At 62.6% G+C, this 24,036-nt stretch carries 22 protein-coding genes; 4 read left to right on the top strand and 18 right to left on the bottom strand.

What is annotated here, in order from left to right; genetic code table 11:
- Nucleotides 1–67: 67 nt before the first annotated feature.
- From nirD to ABRA89_RS00915, 8 genes are all read right to left on the bottom strand, one after another.
- Complete coding sequence (nirD, locus tag ABRA89_RS00950) at nt 68–427, bottom strand: nitrite reductase small subunit NirD (RefSeq protein ID WP_349939574.1); 360 nt, start codon at nt 425–427, stop codon at nt 68–70.
- A gap of 10 nt (nt 428–437) precedes the next feature.
- Nucleotides 438–2,885, bottom strand: a complete 2,448-nt coding sequence (gene nirB / locus ABRA89_RS00945) for a nitrite reductase large subunit NirB (RefSeq protein ID WP_349939573.1) — start codon at nt 2,883–2,885, stop codon at nt 438–440.
- A 9-nt stretch (nt 2,886–2,894) separates the two neighbouring features.
- The gene (locus tag ABRA89_RS00940; RefSeq protein ID WP_349939572.1) at nt 2,895–3,833 is read right to left on the bottom strand and encodes a GAF domain-containing protein; all 939 of its coding nucleotides are present in this window, start codon (nt 3,831–3,833) and stop codon (nt 2,895–2,897) included.
- Nucleotides 3,830–5,593: an ABC transporter ATP-binding protein gene (locus ABRA89_RS00935; protein WP_349939571.1), complete on the bottom strand. Its 1,764-nt coding sequence runs from the start codon at nt 5,591–5,593 to the stop codon at nt 3,830–3,832. Before ABRA89_RS00935 ends, ABRA89_RS00940 begins: the two co-directional genes overlap by 4 nt.
- Nucleotides 5,594–5,616: 23 nt before the next feature.
- The gene (locus ABRA89_RS00930; protein ID WP_349939570.1) at nt 5,617–6,711 is read right to left on the bottom strand and encodes an ABC transporter permease; all 1,095 of its coding nucleotides are present in this window, start codon (nt 6,709–6,711) and stop codon (nt 5,617–5,619) included.
- 86 nt (nt 6,712–6,797) lie between these two features.
- The gene (locus tag ABRA89_RS00925; protein ID WP_349939569.1) at nt 6,798–8,183 is read right to left on the bottom strand and encodes a CmpA/NrtA family ABC transporter substrate-binding protein; all 1,386 of its coding nucleotides are present in this window, start codon (nt 8,181–8,183) and stop codon (nt 6,798–6,800) included.
- Between the two features lie 356 nt (nt 8,184–8,539).
- Complete coding sequence (locus ABRA89_RS00920) at nt 8,540–9,682, bottom strand: CmpA/NrtA family ABC transporter substrate-binding protein (protein ID WP_349939568.1); 1,143 nt, start codon at nt 9,680–9,682, stop codon at nt 8,540–8,542.
- Between the two features lie 4 nt (nt 9,683–9,686).
- Nucleotides 9,687–10,277: an ANTAR domain-containing response regulator gene (locus tag ABRA89_RS00915; RefSeq protein ID WP_349939567.1), complete on the bottom strand. Its 591-nt coding sequence runs from the start codon at nt 10,275–10,277 to the stop codon at nt 9,687–9,689.
- Between the two features lie 532 nt (nt 10,278–10,809).
- Here ABRA89_RS00915 and ABRA89_RS00910 point away from each other — a divergent pair.
- Nucleotides 10,810–11,055: a hypothetical protein gene (locus tag ABRA89_RS00910; RefSeq protein ID WP_349939566.1), complete on the top strand. Its 246-nt coding sequence runs from the start codon at nt 10,810–10,812 to the stop codon at nt 11,053–11,055.
- 573 nt (nt 11,056–11,628) lie between these two features.
- Here ABRA89_RS00910 and ABRA89_RS00905 read toward each other — a convergent pair.
- From ABRA89_RS00905 to ABRA89_RS00890, 4 genes are read right to left on the bottom strand one after another with little or no spacing between them, the layout of a single operon-like run.
- A complete protein-coding gene (locus tag ABRA89_RS00905; protein ID WP_349939565.1) occupies nt 11,629–12,453 on the bottom strand; it encodes an alpha/beta fold hydrolase in 825 nt (274 codons plus the stop codon).
- A 26-nt stretch (nt 12,454–12,479) separates the two neighbouring features.
- Nucleotides 12,480–13,037, bottom strand: a complete 558-nt coding sequence (locus ABRA89_RS20385) for a hypothetical protein (protein WP_463671229.1) — start codon at nt 13,035–13,037, stop codon at nt 12,480–12,482.
- Nucleotides 13,034–14,020, bottom strand: a complete 987-nt coding sequence (locus ABRA89_RS00895; RefSeq protein ID WP_349939564.1) for a beta-propeller fold lactonase family protein — start codon at nt 14,018–14,020, stop codon at nt 13,034–13,036. The genes ABRA89_RS20385 and ABRA89_RS00895 overlap by 4 nt, the downstream gene beginning before the upstream one ends.
- Nucleotides 14,017–14,553, bottom strand: a complete 537-nt coding sequence (locus ABRA89_RS00890; protein ID WP_349939563.1) for an SRPBCC family protein — start codon at nt 14,551–14,553, stop codon at nt 14,017–14,019. The genes ABRA89_RS00895 and ABRA89_RS00890 overlap by 4 nt, the downstream gene beginning before the upstream one ends.
- 226 nt (nt 14,554–14,779) lie before the next feature.
- On the opposite strand from ABRA89_RS00890, the gene ggt reads away from it, so the two are divergent.
- Complete coding sequence (gene ggt / locus ABRA89_RS00885) at nt 14,780–16,561, top strand: gamma-glutamyltransferase (protein ID WP_349939562.1); 1,782 nt, start codon at nt 14,780–14,782, stop codon at nt 16,559–16,561.
- A 58-nt stretch (nt 16,562–16,619) separates the two neighbouring features.
- On the opposite strand, the gene ABRA89_RS00880 is transcribed toward ggt, so the two are convergent.
- From ABRA89_RS00880 to ABRA89_RS00870, 3 genes are all read right to left on the bottom strand, one after another.
- Nucleotides 16,620–17,108, bottom strand: coding sequence for a MarR family winged helix-turn-helix transcriptional regulator (locus ABRA89_RS00880; RefSeq protein ID WP_349939561.1), 489 nt, complete (start codon nt 17,106–17,108; stop codon nt 16,620–16,622).
- 115 nt (nt 17,109–17,223) lie between these two features.
- Nucleotides 17,224–18,126, bottom strand: a complete 903-nt coding sequence (locus ABRA89_RS00875; RefSeq protein ID WP_349939560.1) for a histone deacetylase family protein — start codon at nt 18,124–18,126, stop codon at nt 17,224–17,226.
- A 66-nt stretch (nt 18,127–18,192) separates the two neighbouring features.
- Nucleotides 18,193–18,852, bottom strand: a complete 660-nt coding sequence (locus ABRA89_RS00870; protein WP_349939559.1) for a class I SAM-dependent methyltransferase — start codon at nt 18,850–18,852, stop codon at nt 18,193–18,195.
- Between the two features lie 128 nt (nt 18,853–18,980).
- Between ABRA89_RS00870 and ABRA89_RS00865 the strand changes: the two genes are divergently transcribed.
- Complete coding sequence (locus ABRA89_RS00865) at nt 18,981–20,333, top strand: MATE family efflux transporter (protein ID WP_349939960.1); 1,353 nt, start codon at nt 18,981–18,983, stop codon at nt 20,331–20,333.
- Between the two features lie 144 nt (nt 20,334–20,477).
- Nucleotides 20,478–20,831, top strand: a complete 354-nt coding sequence (locus tag ABRA89_RS00860) for a DUF427 domain-containing protein (protein ID WP_349939558.1) — start codon at nt 20,478–20,480, stop codon at nt 20,829–20,831.
- A gap of 226 nt (nt 20,832–21,057) precedes the next feature.
- Here the strand turns inward: ABRA89_RS00860 and grpE are convergent, their stop codons facing one another.
- The 3 genes from grpE to cysQ form a co-directional block, all read right to left on the bottom strand.
- On the bottom strand, nt 21,058–21,744 hold the full coding sequence (grpE, locus tag ABRA89_RS00855) for a nucleotide exchange factor GrpE (protein ID WP_463671241.1): 687 nt from the start codon (nt 21,742–21,744) through the stop codon (nt 21,058–21,060).
- 176 nt (nt 21,745–21,920) lie between these two features.
- Nucleotides 21,921–23,018 (bottom strand): heat-inducible transcriptional repressor HrcA, encoded by a 1,098-nt coding sequence (gene hrcA / locus ABRA89_RS00850; RefSeq protein WP_349939556.1) that lies wholly within the window; start codon nt 23,016–23,018, stop codon nt 21,921–21,923.
- A gap of 143 nt (nt 23,019–23,161) precedes the next feature.
- Nucleotides 23,162–23,977, bottom strand: coding sequence for a 3'(2'),5'-bisphosphate nucleotidase CysQ (gene cysQ / locus ABRA89_RS00845; RefSeq protein WP_349939555.1), 816 nt, complete (start codon nt 23,975–23,977; stop codon nt 23,162–23,164).
- Nucleotides 23,978–24,036: the final 59 nt, after the last annotated feature.

Here is a 24,036-nt window from a genome sequence, read left to right as displayed (position 1 = left end):
AGGCGAAACGGACGAGGGTCGGAGCCCTCATCCGTTTCGCGCCCCCGCTCTCACCCATCCCCCGATGTCAGGCCGCGACCGTCATGCTGGCGGCGCTCGCCAGATCTTCGCCGCTGAGCTGCACTTCGCCATCGGTCAGACGCACCCGGAACGTGCGCACTCCGCCCTCGTCGGGCCCCTGCACTTCACCCGATCGAAGCGAGATCACCATGTTGTGGAGTGGACAGGTCACGCAGCCGTCATGGACGATGCCCTGACTGAGCGGCCCGCCTTTGTGCGGGCACTTGTCCTCGATCGCGAAAACCTCGTCATCGGCATTGCGGAAGAGGCCGATGGTCGCAAAACCCGCCTCGATGCGGCGCGCGCCGAGCCGCGGAATGTCCTCGACCCGGCCGACCGTGATCCATGGCTTATCGATGAACGTCATGGCCTGCCTCCTATTCCGCAGCCTGAGCAAATTCGAGCTTCGCCATCGGCTGGAACTCGTGCTTGTCCTTGCCGGATACACGCTCGGACCAGGGATCGACCTGGGCGAATTTCTGGGAGAAGACGAAGCGGTCGTAATAGGCGCGCCGCATCTCGGGATCGTCCATGATCTGGCGACGGATCTCGTCGAGGCCGATGCGTTTGGCCCACTTGTAGATGCGCTCGAGATAGTGGCCCTGCTCGCGATACATCTGGACGAGCGCCACGATGTGTTCGAGGGCTTCGTCCTCGGTCTTCACGAGACCGAGAACCTCGGTGCCCTTGATGTCGAGGCCGGCGGCCCCGGCGAAATGGATCTCGAAGCCGGAATCGACGCAGATGACGCCGACATCCTTGCAGGTCGCCTCAGCGCAATTCCGGGGGCAGCCGGAGACGGCCATCTTCACCTTGGCGGGCGTCCATGACCCCCACATGAACTTCTCGATGCGGATGCCGAGCCCGGTCGAATCCTGTGTGCCGAAGCGGCACCAGTCGGTCCCGACACAGGTCTTCACGGTGCGAAGGCCCTTGGCATAGGCCTGTCCCGAAACGAAGCCGGCCTTGCCGAGATCGGCCCAGACCGCCGGTAGATCCTCCTTCTTGATCCCCAGCATGTCGATGCGCTGGCCTCCGGTGACCTTGACCGCCGGGATCTCGAACTTGTCGCAGACATCCGCGATCGCGCGGAGCTCGCTCGAAGACGTCATCCCGCCCCACATGCGCGGAACGACCGAATAGGTGCCGTCCTTCTGGATGTTGGCGTGAACGCGCTCGTTGATGAAGCGGGACTGGTAGTCGTCGGCGTATTCGTCCGGCCAATCGGCGACGAGGTAATAGTTAAGCGCCGGACGGCATTTCGCGCAGCCGTTTGAACTCGACCATTCGAGTTCCTGCATGACCTCGGGGATGGACTTGATTTCCTTCGCAACAATCAGCCTGCGAACATCGTCATGGCTGAGAGTCGTGCAGCCGCACATCGGCTTGACCACATTCGCATCGAAGGCATCGCCGAGGGTCAACGACATGAGTTGCTCGACGAGCCCGGTGCAGGTGCCGCAGGAAGACGACGCCTTGGTATGGGCACGCACCTCGTCTAGCGAGGTCAGGCCCTTGGCCGTGATCGTGCCGGTGATCTTTCCCTTACAAACGCCGTTGCAGCCGCAGATTTCCGCATCATCCGGCAAGGCTGCAACGGCCGCCGTAGGGTCCAGGGGGGACCCTCCCTGATAGGCCTGACCGAAGATGAGCGTATCGCGCATCTCGTCGACCGGCGTCTTCTTCTTCATCAGGTCGAAGAACCAGGAACCGTCGGCGGTCTCGCCGTAGAGGACGGCTCCGATGATTGTCTCGTCCTTGATGACGAGCCGCTTGTAGACCCCTGCACTGGCATCGCGCAGGACGATCTCTTCGCGATCCTCGCCCTCGGCGAAATCGCCGGCAGAGAAGAGGTCGATCCCGGTGACCTTGAGCTTGGTCGAGAGAACCGAACCGAGATAGGCGTCGTCGCATTCGGCTAGAAGATGCGAGGCAAGCACGTTCGCCATGTCGTAGAGCGGAGCGACGAGGCCATAGCATGTACCGCGATGCTCGACGCATTCGCCAAGCGCGAAGACGTCCGGGTCGGAGGTCCGCATGTCGTCGCCGACCACGACGCCGCGCCCGACCTCAAGACCAGCATCCTTGGCAAGCTGGGTCGATGGCCGGATACCGACAGCCATAACGACGATATCTGCGGGAAGCTTGGTGCCGTCGGCGAGTTCGACGCCTTCGACGCGGTCCTCGCCATAGATCAGCTTGGTGTTGGCCTTGGTCAGGATCTCGATGCCGCGATCCTTCAGGGACTTCTCCAGAAGATAGCCTGCCGCCGGATCGAGCTGGCGTTCCATCAGGGTCGGCTGCAGGTGAAGAACGGTCACCTCCATGCCGCGAAGGCGCAGCCCTGCCGCAGCTTCGAGGCCGAGAAGCCCGCCGCCGATAACGACGGCCCGCGCGCCGGGCGTCCCGCAGGCATCGATCATCGCGTTGGTATCGTCGAGATCACGATAGGTGAGTACACCCGGCAGATCGCGGCCCTCGACCGGGATCACGAAGGGGACCGAGCCGGTGCCGATGACGAGCTTGTCGTAGGCAACCTCGCCCTTCTCGCCGACAACAACCTTTCGCTCGCGATCGATCGCGACGACCTTTTCACCGAAGCGGCAGGTTACGCCATTTTCGGCATACCAGGCGTCGCTGTGGGTGATGATTTCCTCATAACTCTTTTCGCCCGACAGAACTGGCGAGAGCATGAGGCGGTTGTAGTTGCCACGCGGTTCAGCATTGAAAAGCGTGATTTTGTATGCACCGGGATCGGCCTCGATGAGTCTTTCAAGGACCCGGCCCGACGCCATTCCGGCACCTATGACGACCAGTTTCTGCATAAAAACTCCTCAGTAATACCAGGCGACGACGTGGGCGATCGTTCCGTTTCGATAGAGCGGGACCGCCACCATCGACCGATAGCCGGCGGTCAGAACCGCGTTGTCGTTCTTGACCGTCGGAAGACCGGAGCCGAGGACCTGACCGATCGCGCCTTCCCAGGCGCCGACGCGTCGTTCTTTCTCGTGATCCCAAAGGGCACCGCCGCGCTGGCAGACGCCGTCTGCGAGAACCGCCTCCTTATCGCTTCCGGTCCGAGCCATGCGCGCGTCCCAAAGCTCGAAGCGCTGGGCGATCGGCGTTCCCCGCGCCGATAGAAGCGTCAGGACATAGGTGATCCCGTCCGGGGAACCGACCGGCAGGCCAAGCCCTGTGGTGAGTCCGGCCATGCCGGCGCTCTCAGCACGAATGAAGCGGTAGCCCGAGCCGAGATCGCGCATTAAAATTGGCGTTTTCGCCGCCCAGACGCCGCCCGGAAGACCCTGGCCGCGCGGGAATGTCGTGTGCTGGGACACCCATTCGAAATGCTTGGCGGCCCCGTAATAGCCGTCGTCGAGGGCAAGAACGCCCGCCTCCTCCCGCCAGACCTCGATCGCGCCGATCCGCTCCTCGCTGTCGGAGCAGAGGACGACAACGACCGCCTTCAGCTCCTTGCCATTGAAGATCGGAACAGCGACGGCACTGGTGAGGCCGGCGGCGCGGGCCGCGTCCGAGCGCTTGAAGTAGGAGCCGTCGAAGGCCTTCAGCACCACGGGCCGAGCTTCGGCCCATGCCTTGCCAGGGAGACCGGCTCCTTTCTTGAAGGTCTGCTTTTCGGAGACCGCGGCGAAATCCGTCAGCGCGCCGTAATCGCCGCTCGACCAGACCAGTTCATCGCCTTTCGGAACCCAGACTTCCGTCGCCTCGACGAAGGCCCGGTTCTCGTTTTCGACTGCGAGGGCGACACTCATGCAGCTTCCCTCTTCGCGCTTGCCGAAGCGGCCTTCTCGTCCGCCGGTTCGGCTTTCTTCGTGTCTGCGTGCGCGCCCTTCTCGTACTCCTCGAGGAAGCTCAGGAGCTGTTCGCGGTAGAAGTAGTAATCGGGATGATCGAGCAGTTCCTTGCGGGTGCGCGGTCGTGGCAGGTCGACCTTCATGATCCGGCCGATCTTCGCCTTCGGGCCGTTGGTCATCATCACCACCCGGTCGGCGAGAAGGATCGCCTCGTCGACATCGTGGGTAACGCAGACGGTCGTCACTTGAGTTCGCTTCCAGACATCCATCAGGACGTCCTGCAGCTCCCAGCGCGTCAGAGAGTCGAGCATGCCGAAGGGCTCGTCGAGGAGCAGCAGCTTCGGCGAGAGAGCGAAGGCGCGGGCGATGCCAACGCGCTGCTTCATGCCGTTGGAAAGATCGGCCGCCTTGCGGTGCATGGCGTCGCCGAGGCCAACCCGGTGGAGGTAATGCTCGACGATATCCTTGCGCTCGGCCGGAGTCGCATTCGGATAGACCCTGTCGACGCCGAGCGCGACGTTTTCGCGGGCCGTCAGCCAAGGCATCAGTGACGGTGCCTGGAAGACGACCGCGCGATCGGGGCCGGCGGAATCCACCTCGCGGCCGTCGAGCACGATACCGCCCGAGGAGATGTCGTTGAGGCCGGCGGCCATCGAGAGAACCGTCGACTTGCCGCAGCCCGAATGTCCGATGAGGGAGACGAACTCGCCCTTTTTCATCTGAAGGTCGAAGCCGTCTACGACCGTCAGCGGGCCCTTCGGCGTCGGATAGACCTTCCGAACCTCGAAGAACTCGACATAGCGCTGCTCGATCGGCGAGCGCGCGGCGCGCTTGTAGGCCTCTGGCAGGTCCGGCGCAGGCCGCTTCTTTTTGGAGGCGAGATCGACAGGAATGACATTGGGAAGCGCCACGGCATCGCCGGCAGCTTCGCTGGCGCTCTCGCCCTTCTGCATGAGATAGTTGGTGACGTCCCGCCGGAGCCGTTTGAAATCGTCGTTGGCGTTCATCGCGGCCCGATCACGGGGACGGGCCAATGTGACGTCGAAGGAAGGTCCGAGCGTCGCGTTCGGGCCGGGATCGAGCGGAATGATGCGGTCGGCGAGAAGAATTGCCTCGTCCACATCGTTGGTGATCAGGACGATCGTCTTCTTCTCGACCTGGCTGATCTCGGCGAACTCATCCTGCAGTTTTGCGCGGGTCAGAGCATCGAGCGCCGAGAGCGGCTCGTCGAGGAGGAGAATTTCCGGGCTCATGGCGAGCGCACGGGCCACCGAAACGCGCTGGCGCATGCCGCCGGACAATTCGGCCGGTTTGCGGTCGGTCGCATGGGAGAGGCCGACCATCTCGATATACTTGTCGACACGGGCAGCACGGGCCGCCTTCGGCTCCTTGGCAAATACGGTGTCGACCGCGAGGGCGACGTTACCGCGGACAGATAGCCAGGGCATCAGCGAATAGGACTGGAACACGAGCCCGCGTTCCGGGCCCGGACCCTTTACCGGAGCGCCTCGCATCAGCACTTCGCCGGCATCGGGCTCGATGAGACCGGCAAGCAGCGAGATCAGCGTCGTCTTTCCCGAGCCGGAGAATCCGACGATCGCTACGAACTCCCCTTCCCTGACAGTGAGATCGACATCCTTCAGGATATCGTTGCGGTCTTTCCCGTCGCCGTAATGCTTGGCGACGGACTTCATTTCGATGATCGGTTCGGCGGTCATGGCAGTCATCTCCTCAGGTCCGGTCAGCGCGTGGCCGAGAAGGTGAAGGCGGATTGCAAGGCGGCCATGATCCGGTCGAGGATGAAGCCGACAATGCCGATCGTGATGACCGCGACGATGATGCGGGCGAGGGAATCGGAGGAACCGTTCTGGAACTCGTCCCAGACGAACTTGCCGAGGCCGGGGTTCTGGGCGAGCATCTCGGCTGCGATCAGCACCATCCAGCCCACGCCCAGCGACAGCCGAAGCCCGGTGAAGATCAAAGGCATGGCCGACGGCAGGACGAGTTTGGTGATCGTCTTGGTCGTGGAGAGCTGAAGCACCTTGCCCACATTGACGAGATCCTTGTCGATCGAGGCGACGCCAAGAGCGGTGTTGATCAGCGTCGGCCAGAGCGAGCAGAGGGTTACGGTGATCGCCGAGACGACCATCGACTTCGGCATGGCGTCCGAGGCATTCACGTAAAGCGCGGAAACGATCATCGTGACGATCGGCAACCAGGCGAGCGGCGATACCGGCTTGAAGATCTGGATCAGCGGGTTGAGCGCGCCGTTGATGGTCGAAGAGAGGCCGCAGGCGATGCCGAGCGGAACCGCGATGACGGTCGCGAGCAGGAAGCCGAGGAACACCGTCTTCAGCGACGTGAAGATCTGTTCCGGATAGGTCGGGGCGCCGGTATAGGCCCGGGTCTGGACCCGGTCAGCATAGCCGGCCTCGATCAGCTTCTGGTTCCGCGCTTCCTGGCGCTCGTAGAAAGCAGCCTTGTCAGCCTGGGTGCGTTGCCAGTCGCCGTAGAGCGAGCCCACCTGTTCGGCGACCTGGGCCGGCCCCGGCACCGTGCCGAGCGAGGTGTGAACCGTCGGTGCCAGCGCAGCCCAGACGGCGAGAAATCCCAGGATACCGAGGATCGGCACGATGAGGCCTTTCCACAGAACATTCATGTTCGAGCGGGGATCGTCGCCAGCCGCGATCTTCATGAGGGGTACGGACCAGCCGAGGCCAATCGCCGTCAGCGGCCCGGTGGCGCGGGTGATGCGCATCATGCGCTTTTCGCGCTTCAGCGCGCGCTTTTCTTCGGCGGAGGGCTCATGGCCCATATAGTCGGAAGCGATGGTCATGGAGTGTGGACCTGTCGTCAGCTCTGAGAAGCGGATGCATCGGGCGCCGCGCCGGGTTGTGCCGGCGGGCGCGATGCTCGTCGGGATCAGTTCGAAAGACTGGCGGTGGTTTCCTCGCCCTTGAGGCCGATCTCGAACTTCGCGAGGTAGTCGTTCGGCTTCTTGCCGTCGTATTCGACACCGTCGATGAACTCGCCGGTGGCTGGCTTGTAGCCGTCCGTATCGGAGGGAACTTCAGCAGGATCTAGCATGCCGTCGTCGATCAGCGACTGGGCTGCCGCCATGTAGATGTCCGGCTTGTAGACGCTCTTTGCCGTCTCCTCGTACCAGCTGTCGGGCTTGGCCTCGGCGATCTGCCCCCAGCGGCGCATCTGGGTGAGGTACCAGATGGCGTCCGAATAGTAGGGATAGGTCGCGAACTTGTTGAAGAAGATGTTGAAGTCCGGCGCGGGACGCACATCGCCCTTCTCATACTCGAAGGTGCCCGTCATCGAGTTCGCGATGACTTCCGCATCCGCGCCGACATATTCGGGCCGGGACAGGATCTCGACGGCTTCCTGCCGGTTCGCACCATCGTTCTCGTCGAGCCATTTGCCGGCGCGGATCAGCGCCTTGGTGACGGCGATCGCTGTCTGCGGGTTCTCCTCGACGAATTTCGCCGTCAGGCCGAAGACCTTTTCCGGATTGTTCTTCCAGATGTCGTGATCGGTGATCACCGGAACGCCGATACCCTTGAAGACCGCCTGCTGGTTCCAGGGTTCGCCGACGCAATAGCCCTGGATCGTGCCGGCCTCCATTGTCGCCGGCATCTGCGGCGGCGGCGTCACCGACAGGAGGACATCGGCCTGGATCTGGCCGGACGTGTCGGACGGTGAATAGAAGCCGGGATTAAGGCCACCCGCCGCCAGCCAGTAGCGCAACTCGTAATTGTGGGTGGAGACGGGGAAAACCATGCCCATGTTGAAGGGCTTCGACTGGGCCTTGTAGCTTTCGACGACCGGCTTCAGCGCTTCCGCCGAGATCGGATGCTGGGGCTTGCCGTCCGCATCCGCCGGGATGTGCGTCTTCATCTCCTCCCAGACCGCATTCGAAACCGTAATGCCGTTGCCGTTGAGGTCCATAGAGAAGGGCGTGACGATATGGGCCTCGGTGCCGTAGCCGATGGTCGCGGCGAGCGGCTGGCCGGCGAGCATGTGCGCGCCGTCGAGCTCGCCGGTGATGACCCGGTCGAGCAACACCTTCCAGTTCGCCTGCGGTTCGAGGGTGACGTAGAGACCCTCGTCCTCGAAGAAGTGCTTCTCCTTGGCGATGGCGAGCGGCGCCATGTCGGTCAGCTTGATAAAGCCGAATTTGAGTTCGGCCTTTTCCGGAAAGACCATCTCGGCGAACGCGCCGGTAGAGACCGTCGAAAGCGCCGCGGCGCAGAGAGTGCCGAGAACCGTGCGGCGGGTGATATTCGATAGCAGTGCCATTGGGCAGAACTTCCCCGTAAGCTGGAGCCGCGTGAAAACGCGTCCGGTGTCGATTGCGCTGAGACGAAAAAAGGCTGCCCGACCTGTCGGTCGCGAACGCTGTACGATACGTTTCGCGAACACTCGAAAGGTCGGCAGCCTTGCCGAAACGACACCCGCCATTGGATGTCTCGATGACGGCATATGCTGCCGTCTCGTGTCGTGAGGTCGAAATGCCTTCGCCTCACAACTCCGTCATTACAGTGAAGTATTTCGCGCCGCAACAGATTTTTCGCAAATTCTGCAATTTTTCTAATCTGGCGGTTATTCTGATTAAATTTTAAGCAGAACGATCGCATGCAAGGCGGTTGGTGTGACTAATTACTCGACACGTCGGATCTGCCGTCGTCGAATAGTCCATAAGGATCGCTGGTCCCGGATACGGGCTCCAGAGGCCCACCACCGATCGCGCCGTTCGTGGCGATTGCGTAAATATCCGGCCTGTAGACATCCTGGACGATCGCCCGCGCTTCGGGCGTCTCGGCCGTATGGCCCCAGCGCAGCATCTGGCGGTAGATCCACTCGGAGTAGCTGTGATGCGGCCAGTTTCCATCGGCCCGCCTGAACTTCAGGAAATTCGGAACCGTGCGGCCCGAACCGCGCTCGATTTCGAGTTCGCCGGAAAGACCGGGCAGAAGATGCGCGGAATCGACGGCGATGTGGCGCGGATCGGCAAGCAACCGGCTGAGTTCGCCGTGATTTTTCGGGTCGTCGCACCATGAAGCGGCTTCGAGCAGGCTGGCGATCAGTCGTTCGAGAACTTCCAGACGATCGCCGATCATGGACTTCGACACGCCCAGCACCTTCTCAGGGCTGAGCGGTGCGATTTCCGCCTTGGTCGCGGCAATCTCGCCGGCCCCAGCCCTCACCGCAATCGTGTTCCAGGGTTCGCCCGCCGAAAAACCGTCGATCTGACCGCTGGCCAGCGCCTCCGGCAGCAGGGAGGGCGGGACGACGGTGAATTCGACGTCCTTGTCGGGGTGAACACCGGACGCCGCGAGCCAATATCGCAGATCGTAGTTATGGCATGAGAACCGATGGACGACGGCAAAGCGCATTGCACGTCCGTCGCGCTCCATCAGCCGATGGATCGCAAATCGAAGCGCGGCCCCCATGGCAGCGGGGGATGCATCGACCGGCGCCTCGTCCTCGACCGCGGCGGCGAGATCATTGCCGAGCGTGACGGCATTTCCTCCGGTATTGAGAACGAGCGGCGCAAACGTCTGGACCGTCAACGGCCCGTGCGACAAGCTCATGGCAATCGGCATCGGGGCAGGCATCTGAGCACAGTCGAAGTGACCGACACTCATGCGATCGCGGATCGCTGCCCAGGATCGTTCGCGATGAATCTGAAGATCGATGCCGTGCTGCTCGGCAAATCCGAAGCGCGCGGCGACGACGAGAACCGCGCTGTCGAGAAGCGGGAGATAGCCGGCATGAACCTCGTCGATGCTCGTCATGTTCCTACACATCCCCCAATAGCCGCGAAGCGCTGATCAGCGAGCGGGCGACATCCGCGATGCGGCGGTTCTCGTTCATCGCGCTGCGCTGAAGCAGCCGATAGGCCTCGGGTTCACTCACGCCTTTCGCCTTCATCAGGATCCCCTTGGCCTGATCGATGATCTTCCGATCGGCAAGCTGCGAACGGGCCTGCTCCAATTCGTGGTTCAGGCGATGAAACGCGTTGAAGCGGGAGATCGCCATGTCGAGGATCGGCTTCACGCGCTCCTTCTTGAGGCCGTCGACGATATAGGCGGATACGCCGGCATCGACGGCTTCCCGGATCGCGTTGGAGTCGGAGCGATCGACGAACATCGCCATGGGCTTCTTGACCGACCGCGAGACCTGGAAGAAGTGCTCCAGCTGATCGCGGTTCGGGTTTTCGAGATCGACGACGATCACGTCCGGCTGAAGCGCCTCGATCCTTTTGACAAGGCCGAGAATTTCCGTGACCGTCGAGACCTTCGTATGGCCGGCCTCACGCAGCCCCGCCTCGATGATCGCGGCGCGGACCTTGTTCTCATCGAAAACCAGAATCGAGGTCTCGGCGTCCATAGCCCTATTCTGATGCCGGACCTGCTTTTTGCAATGCAATATATTTCATCGCAGCGATCAATTGGCCGGCAATTTTCGACCCTCGAACCATTTCATTTAAATTCGCACACCGACGAGATTGATATTGTCTCGTCGAGATCGTTGGGACATCAGGCACATGCTCCGCGTGCTTGAAATTCCCGGCGACGCCTAGAACTACGCCGATTCGTCGTGCAATTCGTCCCGAAGCCTTCCTTTGCAAGCGCGGAAAAGCATGGCGCCCAAATTTCAGCCGCTGCAATTTTTTTAGCATTTTCGCTTCGTGCGGCGTGTTCGCATTTGCGAAGGTTAGAGCGTCTTAAAGCTAAGCCATGAGGGCACGCATCAAGCGTGCCGGGCGCTCAGCATCATGAGACGGGCATGGGCGATGACGGCGCGAGGGGCCTCCTGAACTCTGCCAGGCGGGTGCTGAAAACCCTCGGTCAGAACGAAGCGAGTTGACTCGTCTACGTCATGCCGAAGGAGGACAGGACTCGGTACCGTAGCGGAGGAGATGCCGCTCGAACGCCTCAACGCGATCTCCAGCGTCATCGGCGTTCTGGACCACTGGAACGTCACCGGCAAAGGCGCCTATCTGGCGGCGGGCGAGGGCTCCACGCCATCCACGCCGATCTCGAAATCGCCCAAGCTCATGATCTTGCCAAGACCTAGGCCGCCAGAATGCGCGAAGTCGAAGATCATCTCGCTCGCATCTTCGAACAGTCCAAATTCTGCGCCGAGCTCGTCGCCGATGCACTGAAGGTGATTCCGGCGCGGATGCAATGCCGCTTGTTCGGGGCGCCAGCGAGATCGAGGAGCTGTTTCCGCAAGGATAGACCCTGCGTGCCGCCCTCCAGAGCGGGCTCGGCACCCATATCGAGACGGCCACGTTCTTCGCCGTCACGGCCAGCCAGCTCGATGGGCTGGATTTTCACCTTCAACTCGCCGGCTTCAACGCCGCCAGTCGAGCACCCCATAGCAACCGGGGATACGAGGCGGTTGGCTGTATCGCCCGCGAACTCCGTGAACAGGCCGTCGCCAGCCTTACGGCGCAGGTCAGCCGGGCAAAATCCATGATCGCCGACTATACCGAAGGCAGCGACATCATGGAGAGCGCCGACGGCGCGCTGACCGCTGTGCGCTCCGCTTTTGCGGATCACACACCGGACCGGACCGGTTACACACCGCACGCCGACGCCGTGTCCCGACAATACACGATGAAGGATGAACGGCTGGTCTTCCAGCAGATCTTCGTCATTGCGGCTGAGGCGCCGGAGCCGACAGATCAAAGCTTCCGCACACATCGGCACGAAAACGCCAGTTCGAGCGAAGCTCAGACGGCGGGAAGATGCCGGTCCAGCGCCTCAAGCACGATCTCTGGCGCTTCGAGCTGCGGCAGATGGCCGGCTTCGGGAAGCGCTTCGAAGGCGGCCTTCGGCATTGCCTCGTGGAGGGCTCGGCCGCGGGCGATGGGAATCCAGGGGTCGTCGACGCCCCAGAGGATCGCGACCGGGCAGCGGACCCTGCCGAAAAGCGGTTCGGCCTCGGCGGTATACCTCTCGTCGGCCTGGGCGAACTGGCGATAGAAGCTGGTCTGGCCGGACTCCGAAAGCCAGGGCATGACGAGGGCCTCGATGTCGGCCTTGTCGATCGATCGCGCCATCGCGCTCGTCACATAGGCGCGGACGATCGCTTCGTGGATGTGTGGCGGAAGGCCGGTGAAGGCGTCGACATGTCGCTTCACGTGCTCGAAGAATGTCGAGCCCCACGGCCGCATGGCGACGACGTTCATCAGCACATAGCCGGCATAATCTCGACCGCCGAGGAGATGGGCGCGCAGCGTGACTGCGCCGCCGAAATCGTGAGCGACGACGAGTGATTTCTCAAGGCCCCAATGGTCGAGCATCTCGCCGAAGACAACGCCCTGAATATCGATCGAGGACGGGCGGTTCGGGTTCATCTCCGAGCGGCCGTAATCCGGCATGTCGTACCAGTGGACGCGATATCGCTCGGCGAGCGCCGGGATGATCCGGTGCCAGCTATAGGAGGACCACGGCCAGCCATGGGCAAGGACGAGATCGGCACCGGAGCCCTCGCGGCCCCAGGCGACGGTTCCGGCCGACGTGGCGGCGGTCTCATACAGTGAATGGGCCACCATCGGCCGGTCTCCGGGCTACGAAAGCTTTATTCGAAGCAGCGCACTTCGGCTTCCGCCTGAGCGCGACGGAGATCGCCGACGGATTCCTTCGCCTGGGCACTCGACTTGAAGAGAACACCCTTCTCACCGGTCACCTGGCCCATGGAGAGAAAGGTCGAAGCTTCGATGTAATCCTGGTAGGAGATCAGCGAAGCGACGACGTCGAAGGAGCAGGAACACTGTTCGAGGGCCGTGCGGGTCTGGCCGTTCGTCGCCATGCAGCCGAAGACGTAGTCGGCGGAGACGATCGTCGGATAATCCGCCGTCGAGGCGCTGGGCGTCTGGCCCGGAAGAACCGGGCTCGCCGAGCCACCCGAACCGACGACGGTCGAGCGCGGCGCGGTCATGGTGTCTGATTGCTGCGAGGTACCGGCCTGGCCGGCCTCGCCCGCCGGCTGAGCGCCGGGCTGGAGGTTCGTCACGCCCGGCTGAACGCTGGTAGCGCCCTGCGCGAAACCCGATGCGGGAAGAGCAAGGATCAGTGCGCCGGCACCCGCGAGAGCCAGCGCGAGCCGCGCCGGCGCACGTGTTGCAACATGTGTCATTTGTCCGAATCCTTTTCGGTCGCCTTGCCGGCGATGAATTTTCCGAAGGCGCGCGGTCCGCTCCCGACATCGATGGTCGCGGTCACGTCGAGCGTTTCGGTATCGACCTTGGCAAGGGTGTTGTCGAACCAGTTGGCGACGTAGACGAAGCGGCCGTCGGCGCTCGCCTCGATGCCCTCCGGATATTCGCCGATGACGATCTGGTCGATCGGCTCGAAGGTCTTGGCGTCGAAAACCGACAGTGTTCCGCCGTACTGATCTGTGACGAAGACGCGCCCGTTGGCTTCGGCCGCCGCATAGGGGTGGGAGCCGACCGGCACCGTCGCGAGCGTCTCGTGCGAGGCCATGTCGAGGACGGTGACGTCGTCACTGCCGACATTCACCGCATAGACACGAGTCTGGTCGGGCGAGATGGTAACGCCGAAGGGCCGTTCGCCGACCGTTACGCGGGCATCAGCCTCGCCTGTCTCCGTATCGATGAAGGAGACCTGGTTGGAGTCCCGGTCCGCCGTGACGACCGTTTCGCCGTCTGCCGAGACCGCGACGCCTGAGGGCGATTCACCGGTCTCGAATGTCTGCGTCACCTTCCGGCTCTCAGGATCGACGACGAGCAGGGAATGGGAGAACCAATCGGCGACATAGACCGGACTGCCGGAGGGATGGACCGCAATGCCGAGCGGTCCGCCGCCGACATCGATCTCTGGCAGGGTTTCCCCCGCTTCGAGATCGATGACGCCGATAGCTTTCGCCTCCGGCCGCGAGACATAGGCGTAGCGATCGGAGACCGCGATGCCCGCCGGCTTGCCCGGCATCTCGACTGAGCCGGTCACGTCCATCGTCTCAAGATCGACGATCGAAACGGTTTCACCGTCCTGATTGGTGACGAAGGCCCGCTCCCCGGAAAGAGCGGGTCCGGCCGCCGATATCGCGGCTGCGAGCGTCAGCGTTCCGAACGCCCGCGCCGCGATGTCCTTAAGAATCACGATCCGGCTTCGACAGCCTGCTTCAGGCCGTCGAGCCCTTCCGTGATATAGGCGTTGACCCCTTCAACGGCGGCTTCGTCATTCAGCTCTGCCGGCGGATCATTGTTCGGATAGCCGCGATAGAAGGCGGCGCTCCAGGTTACTTCCGTGGTGCTGTCGCCTTCACCTGCCTTGACCATCACGTTGGACGAATAATTCGTCGCCGGGATGACTTCGGTATTGGTGTGACCGATGAACGTGCCGAAACGCATGCGATCGGCGTCATAGCGCGACAGCTCTTCCTCCATGGTCTCGCCCGAGCTGTAGGTGATCGTGCGAACCGAGCCCTTGTTGTTGCCGTCGGTCGCCTCGACCTTTTCGACGCGCGGATGCCAGGACATGTCGGTGAAATCGCCCAGAACCGCCCAGACCTTGTCGGGTGCGGCGTTGATCTCGATGCTTTCGCTCGTCTTCTGGCGCGTCGGACCATGCGCCAGGGCAAGCGACGGAATGACCACGAAAGCGGCCGCGATACTCAACAAACGTCTGGACACGAAATCCTCCTCTTCGGAATGGCGGCGCGGGGTCAGGGCTCGACCCGTGACCCGAGCGCCGATGCTGCGGCGGACAATATCGGCAAAGAGGCGGCGAAGGAAAGGCGAAGCGTTCAAATCCTCACGGGATCGGGAAGTAATCCATCCAGTTCCGTCCTTGACGCGATCCCTGTCGCGATAAAGCTTCCTCTTTCCGGTTTCTCGCCGGCTTCGGAAAGGTCCACCCATGCGCCTTCATCACAGATTTCGCGTCGCAGCCGTCGCTCTCCTTTTTGCCGGGACTGTCCCGGCTTTTCCGCAGGATCAGGCGAGTGACACGGTGCAACCCGAGCGCGGATCGTCGTCAATCTCTGCCGGAGAGGGAGAGCGGACGGCTTCACGCGCGGCGCGGCATATGGTTGCAGCTGCCCATCCTCTGGCCGCCGAAGCAGGGCTTGCGATGCTGCGTGGCGGCGGGAATGCGATCGACGCCATGGTCGCGGCCCAGTTCGTGCTGGGATTGGTCGAGCCGCAATCCTCCGGCGTCGGCGGAGGCGCCTTGCTCGTCTATTTCGACGGCGAGGCCGGAGAGCTGACCACGTTCGACGGGCGCGAGACGGCCCCGGCGCTGGCGACACCGAAGCTCTTTCTCGACGAAGCGGGCGATCCGCTCGAGTTCTTCGATGCGGTGGTCGGCGGGCGCTCTGTGGGTACACCCGGCACGGTGATGCTGATGGCGAGCACTCACGAGCGCTACGGCCAGCTCCCGTGGCGTACCGTTCTTCGGCCGGCGATCAATCTCGCCCTCGAAGGGTTCGAGGTTTCGCCGCGGCTGGCGAACGCGATTGCCGAGGATGCGGACCGGTTATCGCGCTATTCCGGCACGCGCGACTACTTCTTTCACGACGATGGAACGGCGGTCGAAGCGGGTGAAAGGCTTACCAACGTGCCCTATGCGGCGACGCTCCAACTGATCGCCGATCAGGGACCGAATGCCTTTTATCGGGGACCGCTGGCCGACAAGATCGTCGAGACAGTGCAGGAGGCCGAAGGCAATCCCGGGGTCTTGTCCCGCAGCGATCTTGAGACCTACCGGATCGTCGAACGCGCACCGGTCTGTGTGACCTATCGCGAGCACGAGGTCTGCGGCATGGGCCCGCCGTCCTCCGGCGCGCTCACCGTTGGTCAGATTTTGAAACTGGTCGAGCCTTTCGATCTCGCCGGCTTAGGCTTCATGGATGCCGAGAGCTGGCGCCTCATCGGCGAGGCTTCCCGCCTCGCCTTCGCCGATCGGGGCCGTTACATGGCCGACAGTGATCACGTAGCGGTGCCGGTCCTTGGCCTCACCGACGAGGACTATCTCGCGGAACGCTCTGCGCTGATCGAAGAGGAGGGCATTCTTGCCGAAGATGCGGTGGTGCCCGGCTCGCCACCCTGGGACCATGCGCGACTGCAGGGCGACGATGCTTCGATCGAACTGCCCTCGACAAGCCATATGTCGATCGCCGACGAAGCCGGAAACGTCGTCTCTCTGACGACGACGATCGAAAACGGCTTCGGCTCGCGCCTGATGGTCGGCGGCTTCCTGCTCAACAACGAGCTCACCGACTTCTCCTTCGAAACCCACGAGGACGGCATGCCGATCGCCAATGCCGTGGCTCCGGGCAAGCGGCCGCGCTCGTCAATGGCGCCGACCATCGTGATGAAGGAGGGAAGGCCCGTCTATGCCGTCGGATCGCCGGGCGGTAGCCGAATCATCGGCTATGTGGCGCAAGCGCTCATCGGGCTGATCGACTGGGAGCTCGACCCGCAGGAGACGGCGAGCCTGCCCCATCTCGTCAACAGGTTCGGCACCTACGACGTGGAGGAAGAAACGGTGGCGGCCAATCTTGCGGCTTCGCTCGTCGCGCTCGGCTACGAGGTGACCGTGGGCGATCTCAATTCCGGTCTGCACATCATCGAAATGACGCCGGAAGGCCTCATCGGCGGGGCGGACCCGCGGCGGGAAGGCGTCGCCATCGGCGAATGATCCCGGCGGGCATGTGAGAAGCGCGCTTTTCAGTGTTCGCTGGAAGGCCGGCTTGTCCCTATGCCGGTTTCTTGTCGCCATATTGGAGGCGCGCGGCGTTGGGTGCGCTGTAAGGGCCCGGTTCGCTGAGATTGTCGGCGATCGTCATCAGCTTGGAGAGAATGGCTGTCTGCTGGTCTTCGTCGAATCCCTTCAGGGCTTGTTTCAAAACATTCTGGCCCCGATTCATGATCTCTTCCCGCAACTCGCGCGCCTGCGGTGTGAGATAGAGCTTGCGAAGCCGGCGGTCGCGCGCTTCGGTACGCCGCTCCACGAAGCCGAGATCGACGAGGCGATCGATCTGCCGCGAGATCGTCATCGGATCCATTTCGAGCTGTGTGCCGACCTCCGACTGAGTGATATCCTCCTGGGCATAAAGACGCCCCATGATGCGGATCTGCGGCCAACTCAACTTCATGTCGCGATAGGTATGCTCGAACGCTTCGCGCAGCAGGCGAGATGCGTCGAACAGCGCGAGCGTGATCTGCTCATTTATCAAGAGATTCATTCCGCCACCAAGTGACTCGTTCGGACCCAAAAAGTAGATTAAAAAAGTGCAGTTATATATATCGCACTGATTAATCACACATGATAGATCGCCTAGACGGTTTCTTGTCGAGCCGTCAAGTGAACTGAAGTGCAATACGGTGAACGATCGTGTGGCGGCGGGCCAGTATCTCAATATCCCGCGAATATCCCCCGCCGATGACGCAGGCGACGGGTATTGCCTTGTCGCGAAAGAATCCGATGACGCGCCGGTCGCGCTCGGCAAGGCCGTTATCGCTGAGAGAAAGACGGCCGAGCCGATCATCGGCATGAGGGTCGACGCCGGCATTATAGAAGACAATGTCAGGTTTCGAATATTCGAAGGCGGACTTGAGCGCCGGCATCAGTGCGTCGAGATAGGCGGCGTCTTCCGTCCGGTCGGGAAGTGGAACATCGAGGTCCGAAGAGGCTTTGACCGGCGGATAGTTCTTTTCGCCATGAACCGAGAAGGTGAACACTCTCGGATCGTCCGCAAAAATCCGCGCGGTCCCGTCGCCCTGATGGACATCGCAGTCGACGATCAGGATTTTCGAGACGTCGCCATCGGCAAGCAATACCTTTGCGGCCACCGCGACATCGTTGAACACTGAAAATCCGGCGCCACCTGAAGCGCTTGCGTGATGGCTCCCGCCCGCCGTGTTGCAGGCAAGGCCCTCGCCCAGAGCAAGGCGTGCCGTGAGCACGGTGCCGCCGGTCGCCGTGCGTGAGCGAAGCGCGACAGATGGATCGACCTCGAAACCGATCGCCTTTTCCGTTGCCGCCGGAACGTTCGCGCCCAGCACCTGATCGACATAGCGCGCGTCGTGCGCAAGCTGCAGCCAGCCCGGCAGGGCGGGCGCGGGTACATAGAAGCCGTTTGGCCCGTCGAGACCGTCTTCGACGAGAATCTGCGCGAGACGGGAGAATTTCGACATGGGAAAGCGGTGGGCTTCGTCGAAATGGGCGTCGAAGGCGGGATGGTGAACAATCGGCAGGCTCATGCCGCTTCAGATAGGGCTTCGATGCTTGCAGCCATTCCTGCGACATCGCGGCGCGCCTTGGCGAGGTCAGAGCCGCGCGCTGAACAGCGCCGCACACCCGACGACCTCGATCGCCACGTCGCTGAAGCGCTGCCGGAGTTCCCGGTCGAGATCGACGAGGCTGTCGGCCTCGTTCGAGAAGATGCCCTTGCGATTGTAGAAGCCCATGAGGGCGCGAGCCGCAGCGCTGCGCTCGATTCCCTGCGAAAGGAGCGTCGCGCCGAACAGCGTACCACCCGGTTCAAGATACGGGATAACCGCATCGAAACAGCGCGACTTTGCCGGAAGGTCGCCGGGCAGGCAGTGGAGGAGATAGGTCATGCTGACGGAGGCGAAGCGCTCCGGGCCCAGATCGATCGGCGCGAGCACATCCGCCTTGACGCAGCGGGGCTGGTAGCGCGATAGGCGGCGACTTGCGGCCTGGAGGCTCTTATCGTTCAGATCGAGCAGCGTCAGCCGCAGCGCTTCGGGCGGCGTTTTAAGGTGACCGATATACCAGCCGGTTCCGACGCCGACGTCGAGATGGCGCTCGGAGACGTGCCGGTCATAAAGCGCCTGAATACGCCGCGTCGGACATTTCCAGATGGCATGGTTCGAGAGACCGAGGACCACGGCATCATAGGCGGCGAGCGTCGCGCGGTTGTATACGGCCTGTCCCGGCCGCGTATCGAGCGTCTGTTCCGCCATCGGCATGCTTTCCATTCCAGAGATTGTCGTTCCGCGATGGTCCTACCGCACCGTGGTAGCGACCGCTATAAGGCAGTCGATTGCGCGTGAGGGGAGACTATACAGCGTTGGCCGGATCGATCGACGACATGGGTGGCGCTACTCACGGCTCCCCGAAGCGGACGCGGCCCTTCACCGTCACCAACCGCATGGTCTGGGCGATCACCATCCCGATGACCTTCGCCTTCCTGACGACGCCTTTAATTGGCCTGACCGATGTCGCCGTCGTCGGACGGGTCGGGGATGCGGTCGCCCTCGGCGGGCTGACGGTGGGCGCGCTGATCTTCGATTTCGCCTTCGCAACCTGCAATTTCATCCGTTCGGGGACGACCGGCCTGACGGCGCAGGCCTTCGGCGCCGATGATGGCCGCGAGGGGCAAGCGGTCTTCTGGCGCGCGGCGATCCTCGCCCTCGGCATCGGGCTCTTTCTCGTTCTTGCCGAACCGCTTGTCGTATGGCTGGGTCTTCTCGCTGTCTCGCCGGGGGACGCTGTGGCCGAGACCGTGAGCGAATATGTCTTCGTCAGGATGTTCTCCGCGCCCTTCGCGCTGATGAACTATGCGATCTTGGGCTATGTGCTCGGGCTCGGGCGGGGCACTCTGGGGCTGGCGCTTCAGGTCGTCGTCAACGGCGTCAACATCGCTCTCTCGATCCTCTTCGGCCTGGTGCTCGGCTGGGGAATCTTCGGTGTCGCGCTGGGCACGGTCTGCGGTGAGGCGGCCGGCGCGATCGTGGGCCTGATCGTGGTCCTTCGCGGGTTCGATCCGAACGAAAAGCCCTCGCTCCAGCGGATTCTCGACCGCACGGGTTTTACGCGGATGATCGCGGTCAACCGCGATATCATGATCCGCTCCTTCTGCCTTCTCTCGGCTTTCACCATATTCGCCCGCTTCGGCGCGGGGTTCGGCGCCGTGACGCTGGCGGCGAACGGAATATTGATGAATTTCTTTCTGGTCGGCGGCTATTTCCTCGATGGAATGGCGACGGCTTCGGAACAGCTCGCCGGCCGCTCGGTCGGCGCGAACTGGCGGCCGGCCTTCGAGAAAACCCTGAAACTCACGATCCTCTGGGGCTTCGTGCTGGCAGGGGGCCTTTCCGCCATCTTGCTTTTCGGTGGCGAGGCGCTGATCGCCTTCCTGACGACCGACGCCGACGTGCGCGAAAAGGCCGAGACGTTCCTGCTCTTCGCGGCACTCACGCCGATTGCAGGCTCGCTCGCCTTCATCATGGACGGCATCTTCATCGGGGCGACCTGGTCGCGCACCATGCGCGACATGATGCTGGCCTCGCTCGCGGTCTTCGTCGTCTGCGCCTATTCGTTCGTGCCGCTCTTCGGCAATACCGGGCTCTGGGCGGCCATGCTGATCTTCCTCGGCGCGCGGGGTGTGCTGCTGCTCGCTCTGACGCCGCCCAATCGCGATCGAACATTCGCGGGAGCGTGAGCCGATCCGTCGACTTTCGGAGAAGCGCCGGAAATGTCCGAAACGAGAAGCTGCCGCATTCCGTCGCGGTGCGGAACGATCGGGTCAGGCCAAGGCTTGACCTGCGAAAGTGAAAGCCGAACCCCTTGGATGGAGGATGCTGCGATGGATAATACGAACGAGCGGATCACAATCGAAAAGACCGACATGCCGGTCAACATCACCTTCAATGGCGCGGTCCTTGCGAGCACCAGGGATGCGCTGATCCTGCGCGAGACGGGATACGATCCGGTCTACTATATCCCGAAAGACCACGTCGCCATGGCTTTCCTGAAGGAGAGCGACACCACCACGAAATGCCCCCACAAAGGCGATGCCCGCTACTGGAACATTTCAGCCGAGGGCCAGGCGGCACCAGATGCCGTATGGGCCTATGACGAGCCCCATGCCAATGTAAAAGAGATCGCCGGAACGGTCGCATTCGACAGGTCGAAGGTCACCATCGACGACGGCGCGTAATTCTCTGGCCCCGGAGTGTGGTGGCAGCGTCCCGCGAGAGTTTCTCTACGGCTCGCCACCACCGCTTCCGCTTTCTTTCGCATCGCCGTGGGCGCTACACCCTGCCCACACCGGCGACCTTAGATGAGGGGCCGGTTGCTCAGGTTATTCCCTCAACAAGAGAATTCGCTCGGCTGTCAGAAGTCTTTGAGAATGCAATGCCTCATTTGCAGAAAGGCCAGACAAACTACAGCGAGCTGCCGGGTTCGCTCGCCTGGCCGGTGGTCTGCTCGGTCGTCTCGTCATGGCCCATCGCCGGCTCGTTCGGCTTCTGCGCGGACTGTTTCGGGCCGCCCTTGGCAACGCCAACCATAGCCGGCCGAAGCACGCGCTCGCCGATGGCGTAGCCAGCCTGCACGACCTGAACCACGGTATTGTTGGGAACGTCGGGATTCGGCACCTCGAACATCGCCTGGTGGAAGTTCGGGTCGAACTTCTGGCCTTCCGGATCGAGTTTCTTGACGCCGTGCTTTTCGAGCGAGGCCTGCAGCCCGCGCTCGGTCATCTCGACACCCTCGATCAAGGCCGTCAGCCCGTTCTCGCCGCTGGCCCGCGCCTCTTCGGGAACCGCATCGACCGCACGGCGCAGATTGTCGGCGACCGAGAGCATGTCGCGCGCGAAGTTGGTGACCGCATAACTGCGGGCATCCTTGACCTCGCGCTCGGTGCGGCGACGCAGATTTTCCATGTCGGCGGCGAGCCGAAGCATGCGATCCTTCACGTCGGCGTTCTCCGTTTCGAGCTCGATGATGCGCGCCTCGTAGCGCTCGCCAACGCCGTCGCTCTCTTCGGTTGCCTCGGCATCTTCGAAAGCGAGCGTCTCGTCGTCTTCGTTTTCCAGATTGGCGAATTCGCTTCTGCCGGTATCGCTCATCATACGTCGACTGGTCCTTCGTGGGTCTTGTCTCGTTCCGATCACGCCACACCGGTCCGATCCGGACTTGGCGGACCGCGGCGCGGATCATCGGAAAATGTCAGTATCTCGACCGCGCATATCGAATTGACGCGCCGGAAAATCAAGCCTTACGGCGCGTCTCGATCGATCTTCGCTCAGGCCCGCGACAGGAGCCGGGAGACCAGACGCGCGGTATAGTCGACCATCGGCACGATACGCCGATAGTTAAGCCGCGTCGGCCCGATGACGCCGACCGCGCCGATCACCCGCTCGCGTCCACCTGCGGTTGCATCCTTCTCGTAAGGCGCCACGACGAGCGAAGAACCTGAGAGCGAAAAGAGATTGTTCTCCTTGCCGATGAAGATGCGGACGCCATCACCCTTCTCGGCAAGTCCGAGCAATTCGATCATTCCGCTCTTGGTTTCCAGATCATCGAAAAGCAGGCGAAGCCGTTCGAGATCATCGGCTGCCGTGACGTTCTCAAGAAGGTTCGCCCGGCCGCGCACGATGAGACGCGAAGGCTGGTCGCCGCCTGCGCCGGACCATACAGCAAGCCCCTGCTCCACGAGCTGCTGTGACAGGACATCGAGCGCCGCGTTCGTCTCGGTCTTGAGCTGGTCGATCCGCGCCCGTGCCTCGGTGAGGGTCCGGCCCGCGACATGGGCGTTGAGGAAGTTGCCGGCCTCGGTCAGCTGCGAATGGGTCACGCCCGCCGGCAGTTCGAACAGGCGGTTCTCCACCTCGCCGTTGACACCGACCAGCACCGCAAGCGCCTTTGTCGGCTCCAGGCGGATGAATTCGATATGCTTCAGCCGCAGGTCGGAAGTCGGCGTCAGAACGATGCCGGCCCCGCGCGACAGGCCGGAGAGAAGCTGGCTCGCCTCGGTCAGCAGTGAATCGAAGGGCCGACCATCGCCCGCGAGGCGCACCTTCTCCTCGATCTCCTCACGCTCCGAAGAGGCGAGATCGCCAACCTCCAGAAATGCGTCGACGAAGAACCGCAGGCCGAGTTCGGTCGGCATCCGCCCTGCGCTGATATGGGGGGAATAGATGAGGCCGAGCGATTCCAGATCGCTCATCACGTTGCGGACCGAAGCAGGCGAGAGCGAGGTCGTCAGCAGTTTCGAGAGCATGCGCGAGCCGACGGGCTCTCCCTGATCGAGATAGCTTTCGACGATGAGCTTGAAGATCTCGCGCGAACGGGCGTCGAGCGGCTGGGGCATATCTCCGAGCGGATGCTTCAATTCGGTCATGGCACAGGAGACTAGAGAGTTCTGCGTGCTGATGAAACGGGCTTACCGCGATTTTATGTGGGTATGCACCGACCCCGCCGCACCTTGGCGCAATTGGTGCCGAAGCACCCGGGGTTGCCTTGAAGCTCTCACACCGAGGGCGGTCAGGTCTTCGCGATGACGCCGTCCCGTTCGAGAAGTTTCGGATCGCCGAGCGCGATGAAGAAGCCGTTGGCGTAGATGTCCTCGCCCGGCTTGTGCGTCCGACCATAGAAAAGCGGCTCACCCGTCACGGTCACCACGCGCCCGCCGGCCGCGCGGAGCACCGCATCGCCCGCCGCCGTATCCCACTGCATCGTCCTGCCGAAGCGCGGATAGAGATCGGCCTTGCCTTCCGCGACCATGCAGATCTTCAGCGAAGAGCCGATCGACTTCATCTCGGCAACCGGAAGGCCGTCGAGATAGTCCTTCGTTTCCTGGCTGAGGTGATTTCGGCTCGCGACGACATCGAGTGTCTCGCCGGCCTCGCGCACACCGAGCTTCACCGCCTTGCCGTCCTGTTCGAGCGTCGGCTCCAGCCCAAGCCCACCATAATAGACGGCGCCCGTCTCTGGAATGCCGACGCAGCCGAACACCGGCACACCGTTCTCGATGACGGCGATATTGACCGTGTAGTCCGGCTTTCCGGCGATATAGCTCTTCGTGCCGTCGAGCGGGTCGACGAGGAAGAAGACCGCACCGACCTCCGGCATGCGGCCTTCGGAAAACCGTTCCTCGGCAACGATCGGCACCTGATAGCGGGCTTCGAGATGGGAGGTGATCGCCTTTTCCGCCGCGCGGTCCGCGACGGTCACGGGAGAATCGTCCTCCTTATACTCGACGTCGACCTTTGCCTTGAGGCCGGTAATCGCATCCATGCCGGCCCTTACGGCCGCGATGATCTCGCGTGGATCGATGTCCGCCGTATTCGCGCTCGCCACAGGTCAGTCTCCGCCGTAAGTGCTCAGTTAGCGCCCGACTAGACCAGTCGAGGCCGGAT

It is taken from the genome of Fulvimarina thalattae (assembly GCF_040239565.1).
In the GTDB taxonomy this organism is placed as follows: domain Bacteria; phylum Pseudomonadota; class Alphaproteobacteria; order Rhizobiales; family Rhizobiaceae; genus Fulvimarina.
This window is presented reverse-complemented; position numbering and strand designations above follow the sequence as displayed.